Source organism: Cognatundibacterium crateris, assembly GCF_010078235.1.
GTDB classification, from domain to species: domain Bacteria; phylum Pseudomonadota; class Gammaproteobacteria; order Burkholderiales; family Burkholderiaceae_D; genus Undibacterium; species Undibacterium crateris.
In genome coordinates, this window is record NZ_JAABOS010000004.1 from 508074 (window position 1) to 520651 (window position 12578).

Below are 12578 nucleotides of genomic sequence, written 5' to 3' on the forward strand. Positions count from 1 at the left end.
CACTTTCTGCTGGGCTTGCCCAAACCCTTAAAGTGCCGGGTATTCCACTTTCACAGTTTTGTATCTGATGACCGCTTTGGGGCCAAAAAAATACGCATCACACACGATGGCCTGTTCACGGAAAATTTTTGTTTTTTGAAACAGCTGATGCGCTTGTGGCAAATGGTAATACGGAATGCCGGGCATTAAGTGGTGTGACAGGTGAAAGCAATTATTGTAAGGGTGGATAAGCCAGCGCAGCAGGTTGTTGGTGGTCACCTCGCGACTGCGGCTGAATACGCCGCCAGGCGCTAATGCCCAGTGATCGCACAGTGTGCGAAAGGCGGTAAAGCCGTGGAAGGTGCTGGCGCGTGCGATGAACCACAGCGCCACAAAAGTCCATGCAAACTCCCAGCTGATTGCCAGCCCCAAGCTTCCTGTCACAACTGTCCACCAGAGCACGATATAGGCGAAAGATTCCACGCTTAAGCCATACACAAGCACGCCCAGCGTTGAATAGATCCAGGTGGTCGGACTGAAAAAGCTTTTCAGAAAAGCGCCTGTCCATGACTTCCATTTCGTGCCGTACGCAGGTAAAAAACTTTCCGGGTCCTGCTCGCCGCCAAGTTTCATGTGGTGTTGTAAATGCACGTCGGTGTAATTGCGAAAATTCGACATCATGGGTGGCGCGATCAGGCAATTGGTGATCAGGGTATTGATGGTCACATTCCGACTCAGATTGCGATGCACCGCATCATGTAATAAGTTGCCCAGCGCGCGCTGGCGTCCACCCAGTATCGGTACCGCGATCAGTGCCAGCCACCAGCTCACCGCATACACCAGCCATACGCAGGCAAATATCAATATCCAATCGGTGCAGGCATCAGCCAGTGCACGCCACACATTGATTTTCAGGATGTCCTTCGTATCCAGACCTTCTGCCTGTATCTCTTTTCGCAAAAAATGGATGTCGGAAAAAATGCTGGTGGTGGCTGGCCGTGATGGCGTCACACTGGTCATGCTAATCACTCCCAAAATAAAAGGTCGAGGTCTGATGAATTTGCTTGTTATGCAGGGGTATCCGGCAAAGTCTGCGGATATTTTTGCGCAGTTTGGGGTGGCGATGAATTCCACTGTTGTGATGAAGGGTAAGTGAATCGGGATGCAAATTCAATCTATGTAGCGATGGGATTTATTGTGAGAAATATCCTGATGAGGTAATACTTTTCCGCAGGGAATGGAATTTTTTTGCGGCTGTGATGAGAGGAAGAATTTCTCTTAATAAATAATGATTTCTGGTTGGAAATGGAAGGATGGTTTCCTTTTGTTTCTGATTTGACCTATCTCCTTTTTAAGCTTTAGCTATTGCCATAGGTGAATCCAGAATTACCGGATTTTTTTTCGGCTGAAACTCTGATGTTGATTGATGCCGGCGGGAAATGGCAGATGGAAAATTTTGAATTCTATACGCTTCTCCATTTTGGATTTTCTTGAGTGTGAGGCGTTTCCTTGTGTGTAAATTCTCGATTAAAAGTGCGGAAAATCGATGTGTCTAAAATACGACTCATTTTCATTAAATTGGTGCGAATTTACTTATTTCTCCTGGGTAAATATGAGATGAAAATTTTCAAATACGGATAATTTGGTTTTTTATTTTCATAGATAAGAACGGAATCCAAGTTTCCAAGTTGGTGAAATTATTTCCATTTTGAATCTAATAATTCACGGGGGAAATATCTAAATATTTCCATAATTCATTGATTAAAAAAAATACGTATTTATATATTTCCAAATGTAAATATGTATTTAATCGGTAACAAATATTCCGTATTTTTGTGTAGGAATTGCTAAATAATGTTTCGGCAATATGTGCAATGGATTTACAAAATATTTTACGTACTATTATTCCTAACAATAGTGCAGCGTAATGTTTTTTTTAAACAGGACTTACGCAAAAATGCCCTGGCGAAATGGTGGTCGGAAATTCTTCCTTTAGATCAATTTTCCTTTTCTTGCTTTGCCGGAACAATTTTGCGCTAGTCCTGTTTTTTTTGGAAATTTTGTTTCGCTATGTATGCCTGATGCTGTGTCCAAGTCTATCGATGTATGCGACAAGCAAAAGAAATTTTTTTGAAAATGATCTCGCTACTCCGTTTGACTTTTACGTTACCAACACTATGAAAACGCTAAATCAGAAACCAGCTCCTATTGCAATTATTGGCTGCTCGGGCCGCTATCCTGGCGGCGCGAATGATCTCAATCAACTTTGGCAACATCTGAAAGACGGGGTTGATGGTATTTCTCCTGCCAAGGGGGATCGTTGGGATCTGGCCTACCATGATCCGGACGCTGAGCGCCCGCATCGCTTCTACGCATTTGAAGGAGGCTTTCTGGATGCGGTTGACAGCTTTGATGCAGAATTTTTTGGCATTTCGCCGCGTGAAGCGCGCCAGGTAGATCCGCAACAAAGGCTGTTACTGGAGCTGGCTTGGGAGGCCTTGGAAGACGCGAATCTGGTACCGAAAAAACTGGCTGGCACCAATACGGCAGTGTTTGTTGGTTTGTCTAATCATGACTATGGCGAACTTAGCGGAACCCAGACCGCGGATGCGTATTCGAATACTGGCATCGCATTGAGTATTGCGTCCAACCGTATTTCTTACATATTCGACCTCAAGGGGCCGAGCATGACCATCGATACGGCATGCTCGTCCGGCATGGTGAGCTTACACATGGCTTGCAATAGTCTGCTGAGCGGAGATGCCGACATGGCTTTGGTCGGTGCTGCCAATATGTTGCTGGCTCCGTTGCCCTGGATAGGTTTTTCTCAGGCTTCTATGCTTGCACCGGATTCGCGCTGTAAGAGTTTTGATGCGGATGGCGCCGGATATGTCAGAGCAGAAGGGGGTGGCATGCTGCTGCTGAAACCGCTGGAAGCTGCAGAGCGTGATGGTGACCGTATCCTGGGCGTGATCCTGGCAACGGGTGTAAATTCTGACGGTAAAACCATGGGTATTTCTTTACCCAGTGCCGAAGCGCAGGCACGGCTGTTGCGCGAGGTGTATAGCAAGGCGGGTGTGAGTCCGGATCAAGTGTTTTATGTCGAAGCGCATGGTACCGGTACCGCCGTTGGTGATCCGATTGAATGTTCTGCGATTGGCGAAATACTTGGCAGTCAACGTAGTGGTGATACGCCTTTGTATATCGGCTCTATCAAATCGAATATCGGACATTTGGAACCTGCTTCGGGGATAGCCGGTATTACCAAGGTGCTGCTGTCACTGAAGCACAGGGAAATTCCCGCCAATTTGCATTTCAATACGCCGAATCCAAAAATTGATTTTGAGGGCTGGCGTCTGTCCGTCGTCGATCAGCCTGTGCCCTTACCTGAGCGTGAGCAGCCTTTGGTATTCGGAGTGAATTCTTTTGGTTTTGGCGGTACCAATGGTCATGCGGTGATTCAGGAGTATCGTGCTGCAAGCAAAGTAGGTGGCAGCAGTCAGGCAGCTGTGACGAACTCTCAGACGCAAAACACAGATCAATTATTGTTGATTTCGGCACAGACACCGAAAGCGCTCAAAGCGATGGCGCAACAATGGCTGGATTATCTGAGCGCGCATCCTGAACTGGATTGGGCTGGGCTGTGTGCCGCAGCGATTCACGACCGGACACAGCATGCCTGTCGGCTTGCCTTGCGCGCCGCTACGGTTGCGGCGGCGGTCACTGAACTGGAACAGTATCTGGCTGATACACCAGGCGTGGCAGTCAGCGTTGGCCGTGCCTCTGCCACGCAACGCAGTAAAGTTGCTTTTGTATTTTCCGGGAATGGTCCGCAGTGGCAGGGCATGGCGTGTGGTTTGATGGCTGCGCATTCCGGATTTGCGGCGGTGATTGCAGAAATCGATGCACATTTCCAGGCCTTGGCGGGCTGGTCGCTGATCGATGAATTGCAGCGCGATGCAGACAGCTCAAGGATGGCGCTGACGGAAGTGGCACAACCCACTTTATTTGCATTGCAAGTCGGCTTAACCCATGTCTTACGTGATGCTGGCATAGTGCCCGATGCGGTGTTCGGACATAGCGTCGGTGAGGCTGCTGCCGCTTACGCGTCCGGCGCGTTGACGCTGGCCCAGGCCACAGCCGTGATTTATCACCGCAGTACCGGACAGGCGAAAACCGCAGGAACAGGTCGTATGGCAGCGCTGGGCGTGAGTGCGGCAGAAGCGGAGCTGGCGATCGCCAGCGTTCTGGGAGCGCAAGGCGGATTTCTTGAAATTGCTGCGATCAATGCGCCGCGTGCGGTTACTGTCGCCGGTAGTCCGGTTTTATTGGAGCAGCTGTGCGCTGAATTGACAGAGGCCGGCAAATTCGCCCGCATGCTGAACCTGGATTATCCTTTCCACACCACAGCGATGGATGTGATTCGTGATGAGCTGTTAGCGCAGCTGCAGTCTCTGCAAGCTGGCACATGCACGGTGCCATTTGTTTCCAGCGTAGAAGGAACACTGCTGGAAGGCGGGCAACTCAATGCCGAATACTGGTGGCGTAATGTGCGTGAGCCAGTCCGTTTTTCGGATTGCGCCGCCTATGTCATGAAGGACATGGGTATTCAGCATTTCATAGAAATTGGCCCCCATCCGGTGTTGCGCGATTATGTCAGCCAATGTGGCACTGGTTTATCTCTCACAGCGTGGGCGATTGCAACCCTGCGCAGGCCTGCCGCAAGTAAGCCTGAGAACGATTTTGATAATCTGTGGACGGCGATTCTGGCTGCTTACGCGCAGGGGACAGGGCATATCGAAACGCTCTGCGCTAAGCCGGTGCAACATCTGGATTTGCCTGCTTATCCCTGGCAGCGCGAGCGCCACTGGCGCGGCTGGAATTCCATTCCAGATGTGATTGCGCCTTTTCATCGTGAACATCCTTTGCTGGGCTGGCGCGCCGGAACGCACGAGGCACATTGGGAAAATACGATAGATGCCAATTTGCATGCGTGGCTGCTGGATCACTGTGTGCAGGATGCGCCGGTATTTCCTGCTGCGGCGTATCTGGAAGTCGCGCTCAGTGCAGCACAAAGACTGTTGGGCGACACGGTCATTGATATCGAAAGTGTAGATATTCTCAAGCCTATGGTGATCTCAGATTCGCCAGTGCTGCAAATGAATGTAGACAGTGCTGACGGTAGCTGGGAAATGCGCGGACGCCCCAGCGTTCCCAGCCCTTATCATGAAGCCGTCAGCACCATCCATACCCGCGGACGCATTACGAAGGCAGCTATTCTGCGCCTGCCGGAAAATCTGGATATCGATGCGTTGCGTGAAAGCCATCCGTTTGTCGTTGAATCCGATGCGCATTACCGTGAGACCACACGCCGTGGTTTGCCTTATGGCCCGGCGTTCCAGGGTGTGCACACGGTATACCTGAGCGCACCGGATGCAGAAGTTCGCAGTGCGCTGGCTGAAATTGTCGCCAACGAGGAAATCACTGCAGCCATCACACGTGGTGCTGCGACACCGTTGACGATCGATGATGGAGGTGTGACTTCCATCCTGGGCCCGACGCTGGGATATCGTGCTCATCCTGCGGTAGTTGATGCCTGCCTGCAAGTGCTGATTTCCTTACTGGCGCAAACGGAAGATCGTCCCTGCGCTTTCATTCCTGTGCATGTTGGCCGTACCCGTAGTTATGGCGTTTTGCCTGCCCGTGTATTTTGTCATGTGGTACTACGTACTGAAAGCGCGCGCTCCGGTGTCGCCGATTTCGTGGTGGCAGATGAACATGGTCAGGTGTTGTTGACGCTGACGGATGCACGTTTGCAGAAGGTAGAGTTCCGCAATTCCGCCACGACCATGCCGCGCCTGGTTGAACATTGGCGTCCTGATAGTGCCAATGCCGGACGGGTGGTTCGTGCGATCGATTTACCGGCACCACCTGAATTATCCGCCAGTCTGGCTGAAGTCCATAGCCGTATTCTTGCGCTGCATGACAGGGTACATTGCGAACGCGAGTTACATCCGCGCCTGAACACACTGGTCGCTGCCTATGCGTGCAATGCCTTGCAAGCGATAGGGGCTCAGGGTAGCTTTACACTGGGTCGCTTGCAGCGTCGCGCAGATGTCAGCGATGAACAGATGACCTTGCTGGAAAGTCTGCTGCATATGGCAAAAAGCACAGGTGCAGCCTCGGAAGATAATGGGCAATGGCGCTTTATGCCAGCTGAACAGCAGTCGTCTGCAGATGATCAGTGGCGCGAAATCTGGCGTGATTATCCCGCTTATGCGCGGGAGTTAATGCTGATCGCCCGTATCGGCGAGAACTTGCCGCAGATTTTGCGTGGTGAGCTAAGCATCCCTGACCAAGCACTTGATGTCTTGCTTGATGGTGCGCCTTACCAGGCCAGCATGAGCGAACTGAGCGCGGCTGCGCTGGCCCAACTGATCGCACTTTGGCCTGCCGGACGGCCGATACGCGTGCTGGAACTGGCCGGCCGGCAAGGTGCGGTGACAGCGATATTGCTGCCACTGCTGTCCGGTCGCGATGCAGATTATGTATTCAGCGATGCTGAACAAGCCCATATAGACCGTGTCGCACAGCGTTTTTCCGGTGCCCATGTATTGCGAACGCAACTGCTTGATGTGCATGCGCCTGAACTGAATTTGAGTGCTTGGACCGGATGTTTTGATCTCGTCATATGTGGACATACGCTGGCAGGATCGCCAAACAATCTCGCTAGCCTGAGCCATGTTAATACTTTGCTTGCGCCCGGTGGGTATGCATTGATCGCAGCCGCCCATGCGCAAGCCTTCAATACGTTTTTAGGTATACATGGCCAGGAATTGTCGCGCTGGAATGACATGCTGGACAAAGCGGGATTCAACTTTGCGGTATTGGCAGATGGCGCTGAAAACTATGATCAGACTTTGTTGCTGGCCCAAAAACCTGCACAGCCGGCATCTCAAGCTGTATCTGCGCAGGAAGCGCTGGCTGAAGTTGGAAGCCGCTGGCTGGTGCTCAGTGATGAAAACCCACAAACATTCGCTTTTGCGAAACAAGTGGCAGCGCAATTGAGTCAGCGTGACTATCCTGCCATTTGCCAGGCATTTGATACGGCAGGGCTGGCCGATTGCCTGCGGGCTGGCGTACAGCACATCGTCCATCTCGTGGGTTTGAACAGTGCCCCGGGAACGGCGGAAGGTCAGTTAGCCACGGCCCAATTGCGTTGCGCGTCGGCGATGGCCTTGCTTCAGACGCTGGAAGCAGAGGCGCCTGAAAAAGCACCCAGGCTGCACTTTGTAACGCATGCTGCAATGACAGCGCCAGGCGGGGATGCTGCGCTTGATCCGGCACAAATCGCTTTGTGGGGCTTGGTCCGGGTCGCCAATAATGAGCATGCGCGCTACGCACCTAAGCTGATCGATATGCATGCAGAGTTAGATGCAGCTGGCGCCAGCTTGTTGACAGATGAGCTGATACGCAGCGATGCAGAAACGGAAGTGATGCTGACGGCCGATCAGCGCTATGTGAACCGCATGGAAGCCGCTGCGGCCGGTGATTATCTGCCGCCTGCTGTCGCGGTATCCGCCTTGCGGCTCGATAGCCCAGCCCAGGGTGGTTTGGATGGATTGACGCTGCGACGGTTGGAACGCAGGGCACCTGCTCAGGGTGAAGTTGAAATTGCTGTGCATGCAGCCGGGCTGAATTACCGCGATGTGTTATGGGCCATGGGCATGTTGCCCGAAGAAGCAGTGGAACATGGCTTTTCAGGTGCCACTATCGGTATGGAGTGTTCCGGTACCGTGACCACCGTTGGCTCGGATGTGACTGATTTCAAGCCGGGTGACCGCGTCATCGCATTTGCGACCGCTTGTTTCGCCACCCATGTCACGACCAAAGCCATAGCGGTCGCGCCTATGCCACAAGGCCTGAGCTTTGAAGAAGCTGCCACAATTCCAACCGCATTCCTGACTGCCTATTATGCATTGACCTATCTGGCACGTCTGGAGCCAGGTGAAACTGTGCTGATTCATGGTGCAGCCGGTGGCGTTGGGCTGGCCGCTTTACAAGTCGCGAAGTTGTGTGGTGCTGAAGTATTTGCCACTGCCGGGAATGATGATAAACGGCGCCTGGTGCGCTTGCTTGGAGCGGATCATGTACTCGATTCGCGCTCGCTGGCTTATGCCGACGAAGTGATGCGTATTACCAAAGGTAAGGGCGTGGATGTGGTGCTGAACTCGCTGGCGGGTGAAGCAATCACGAAGAATCTGCAAATTCTGCGTCCGTTTGGCCGTATGCTGGAAATCGGCAAGCGCGATTTGTATGCCAACTCGCGTATCGGTCTGCGTCCTTTCCGTAACAATCTGAGCTATTTCGGTATTGATGCCGATACCTTGTTGATAGAACGTCCTGCACTGGCACGTAAGATGTTCAGGCAACTAATTGAGCTGTTCGATAGCAAAGCCCTGCGGCCCTTGCCTTATCAGGCGGTGCCGGTACAGCGCGCGGCTCAGGCATTCCGCCTGATGCAGCAATCCCGTCATGTCGGCAAAATCCTCATCACCTTGCCGCAAGCTGGCGCAGCATTGCCCGCCGTATTCGATGAACAGCTCACTCTGCGCGCCGATGCGACTTATCTGGTGACTGGCGGTCTGGGTGGATTTGGGCTGGCGACCGCATGCTGGCTGGTGTCGCGCGGTGCGCGCCATCTGGCGCTGTTGAGCCGACGGGGTGCGGGCACTGATGAGGCGCGTGAAGGAATCGCGGCGATGGAAGCGGCTGGTGCCAGCGTGCGCGCTTTTGCCGCAGACGTGACGCAGGCTGAGGATCTGGCTCAGGTATTCGCCGAAATCCGCACATCTATGCCGCCGTTACGCGGATTGGTACATGCAGCCATGGTGCTGGATGACGCGCCTGTCGTGAAGCTGGATGCGCAGCGCTTGCATCAGGTATTAGCACCGAAAATTCTGGGAGCCTGGAATTTGCATGAACAGACATTGAATGACGAACTGGATCATTTTGTGATGTTCTCGTCGGGCACCACCACCATCGGCAATCCCGGACAATCCAACTATGTGGCGGCCAATCTGTATCTGGAAGGCTTGGCCATGTGGCGCCGTCAGCGCGGCTTACCGGCTCTGGCAGTAGGCTGGGGTGGCATACAGGATGTCGGCGTACTCACGCGCAGTGCCGATTTGCAGTTGCATTTGCAAGCGCGTTCCGGCGTGCATTCGGTGAGCTCCGCTGCCGCATTGCAGGAGTTAGGTCAGCTGATGGCATTGGGTGTGAACCGTGTCTGTGTTGCACCTTTCAATTTGCAGCGTATGGCACAACTGATGCCTTTGGCACGCACGCGGCGTTTCCAGAATCTGATGCCGCAGGGTGGCTCTGAAGCTGCCGGACAAAACCAGATCACGCTGGCAGCGCGCCTGCGTGATCTGGCGCCGGAAGCACGTCGCGCAGCCGTGGTGGAAACCCTGTGCGGACTGCTGGGACGCATTTTAGGTACTGGCGCGGCTCAGGTTGATGTGGCACGTCCTTTATCAGAAATGGGGCTGGATTCTCTGATGGCGGTGGAACTGGCTGACTCCCTGGAACATGAACTGGGACGTCCGGTCTCGGTGATGCAGATGCTGCAGGCTGGTAATGTCAATGCGATTGCCGATATGTTGATGGCAGCAATCAATGCAACTGCGGCTACATGAAGATGGAAGTAAGCCAGCGTCTGCATTTACGGTACAGGCAGGAAAGCAAGCGATGACAGTCAGCCACCTGAGCCTGGCAGAAGAAACCAGGCGTTTTTTGCAGCTTGCCGGTCCGATGATCGTATCCCGGGTCGGCCTGGCTGGCATGTCGGTTGCGGACGGCGTGATGGTTGCGCAGTTCAGCCCTTCCGGTACCCATGAATTGGCAGTGCTGGGATTGGCGGAAGGGACGACGGGGCGCGCCTTAGATGTGGTAGCTGCATTGGTGATTGCCGGGATGACGATGGCCGCCCGTCCAGGTGGCGATCCGGCGCATAGCAGCTCGGTCTGGCGTCAGGCCCTGATGCTGGCGCTGGCTGGTGGTCTGAGCGCCATGTTGCTGAGCTTTACTGCGCCTTGGTGGCTGCCGCTGGCCGGGCAGGATGCCAGCCTGATTGCGCAAGGCGGGGCTGTCTCTGTGGTGCTGGGTCTGGGCTTTGCTGCGGCTTTAGTGGCATTGGCAACGGCTGGTTATTTAGAGGTGACAGGACGCGCCTATACCGTGGTGCTTGCAGTCACGCTGGCCAACCTGGTCAACATAGGTTTGAACTGGGTGTTCATCAGTGGCGCGCTGGGTTTTCCTGCGATGGGTGCTTTGGGCTGTGCCTGGGCCACTACCTTGGTGCGTTGGCTGATGGCGACAGGGCTTTTCGTCTATGTCTGGAATTTGCGTGATCACCAGAGGCTGGGAGTACGCCAGCGCTGGAGTGCCAAAGACTGGGCGGATGGTACAGGGCAAAGAGTGCGCGGCTATTCAGCGACTGCGCAGGCATTGATACTGAATATTCTCAATCTCACTATCCCCTTGATGGCTGGCAGCTTGGGCGGAGCATCCATGGCGGCACTCAAGGCCGTGTTGCTGATATTAACGCCTTGCAGCATTGTGATCTGGGGATTGTCGGACGCGACTGGCGTCAGGGTGTCCGCCAGTCAGGGCAATCCCCATTCTTTGGGGCCGCGCGCCACAGCCTGGCTGGCCGCAGGCATCAGTGCTGGCCTTGCCTTGATCATGGTTCTGCCTTTTTTACTGACGCCAGCCACCATCAGCGCCTGGCTGAGTTCTGATCCTGAACTGGTCAACACGGTCAGCAGCCTGTTGCTGATTGGTGTGGCGACCGTATTGTGTGATGCGCCCGGTTTTGCACTTAGCGCGGCGCTGCGCAGCCTCGGGGAACTGAAAACTTTATTTGTACTTGATGTTCTGCTCAGCATCCTGTTGGTGCTGGCAGCGTGGTGGCTGGCCTTCAGTCTGGAGTCTGGCGTTGCGGGTCTGTTATGGGCGATGCTGATCTCCCGTGGCCTGCGTACGCTGGCACTGGCTGCGGTGTTTCAGCTACGCACACGAAATTATTCTCACTTTACAGCTGGCCTGGCAAAGCCATAGGAATGGCAACGATGAATCTGATCGACAACCCTGTATTGAGTGCCGATGTGCGCGACTATTTTGAACTGAGTGGTGCGCAACGCGCGATCTGGCTGGATTTACATCTGGGTGTGAATCCCATTGCTTACCAATTGTCAGGTCAGGCCAGATTGCATGGCGATATCGATCATGCGCTGTTGCATCAGGCCATACGTTTGCTGATGGCGCGTCATGATGCTTTGCGTTTGCGCATTGATACACAAGCGCCGCGTCAGTGGCTGGAAAGTGCCGTCACACCGCCTTTGCGTATTACAGCGCTCGCCTCAAATGTAGCGCCGGACAGTGAGGTTGAACGCATACTGAGCAACGTGATGCCTTTGGGTGAGCACACTCTGTTCCAGTTCGATTTACTGCAGACCGATACGAAAAACAGCATCGTCGTATGGCGGGTTCATCATTTGATTGCTGACCTGATTACGCTGGATCTGATGATGCAGCGCTGGTTTGAAATCTATCACACCTTGATACAGGAACACGTGCTGGAGCTGCCTTCCGGAAGTTCGTTCGTGTCTATCGTGAAAGCAGATCATGTTTATAGCAGTTCGCCACAGGCAGCGGCTGATCTCGCTTATTGGCAGCGCCGATTTGAGACGCCGCCGGGTATTTTGTTTGATCAGGTAAACGCTGGTGAAGCGCAGTCACCACAAGCATCGGCACACGCTTCACAAGTACGCTCAGAAACTATGGCCTGGAGCCTGGAAGGCGCAGCGCTTAGCCGTTGGCGCACCGTCTGCACGCAGCTTGGTGTCACGGATCAGCGCGTCTTGCTGGCACTGTTAGCGGTGACTTTATCGCGTCGCCAGGGAATAGCGGATTTCGCAATTGGTTTGGCTTTGCATGGGCGCGACTTCGCATCGAAAGATGTGATAGGCATGTTGTCGCGGGCATTGCCGGTACGCTGTCACATTCAGCCTGAGTCAAGTCTGAAGCAAACTATCTGTGCGCTGTCCAAAGACCTCGATGAGGATTTTCGTCATCAGCGTACCCCGATAGATGATTTATGTCGTGCCATTGGCATGTCAGGCTCAGGACGGTCCCGTTTGTATGATGCGGTAATGTCTTATCGCCAGATTCCTGAGCAGGTGCGTGAATTCAGGCTAGGACAATTGCATATAACAATGAGCGGTACTCCGGCGCTGGAAATGACGCCACTGTCACTGTACGTGACGGATATTGCTGATCAGCGTATGGATTTTATACTTGGTCACGACCCGGCTGTGATTGACTACGCAACTTGCCAGCGCATTGCTGCAGCATTGCAGCAAGTCATACAGGTTTTTTGTCAGTCCACAGGCAGTTGGGTATGTGAGTTAGATGTCATTGCACCGGACGAACGTAAACAATTGCTGTCGCTTGGATGCGCGACTCAGATCAGCTTGCCACAGCTGGCTGAATCCCCGCGATTGGAACAGCAAATCAGCATACAGGCCAGCGCCACG

At 53.5% G+C, this 12578-nt stretch carries 4 protein-coding genes; 3 read left to right on the forward strand and 1 reads right to left on the reverse strand.

Features of this window, described 5'->3' with window-relative positions:
* Positions 1–27: 27 nt before the first annotated feature.
* On the reverse strand, positions 28–999 hold the full coding sequence (locus EYB48_RS10655) for a fatty acid desaturase family protein (protein WP_162020305.1): 972 nt from the start codon (positions 997–999) through the stop codon (positions 28–30).
* Positions 1000–2156: 1157 nt separating this feature from the next.
* On the opposite strand from EYB48_RS10655, the gene EYB48_RS10660 reads away from it, so the two are divergent.
* The 3 genes from EYB48_RS10660 to EYB48_RS10670 all read left to right on the forward strand — a co-directional run.
* Positions 2157–9677: a type I polyketide synthase gene (locus EYB48_RS10660; protein WP_162020306.1), complete on the forward strand. Its 7521-nt coding sequence runs from the start codon at positions 2157–2159 to the stop codon at positions 9675–9677.
* The gene (locus EYB48_RS10665; RefSeq protein ID WP_162020307.1) at positions 9658–11100 is read left to right on the forward strand and encodes an MATE family efflux transporter; all 1443 of its coding nucleotides are present in this window, start codon (positions 9658–9660) and stop codon (positions 11098–11100) included. Before EYB48_RS10660 ends, EYB48_RS10665 begins: the two co-directional genes overlap by 20 nt.
* Before the next feature lie 11 nt (positions 11101–11111).
* A partial coding sequence (locus EYB48_RS10670; protein WP_162020308.1) for a condensation domain-containing protein occupies positions 11112–12578 on the forward strand: 1467 nt, incomplete at its 3' end.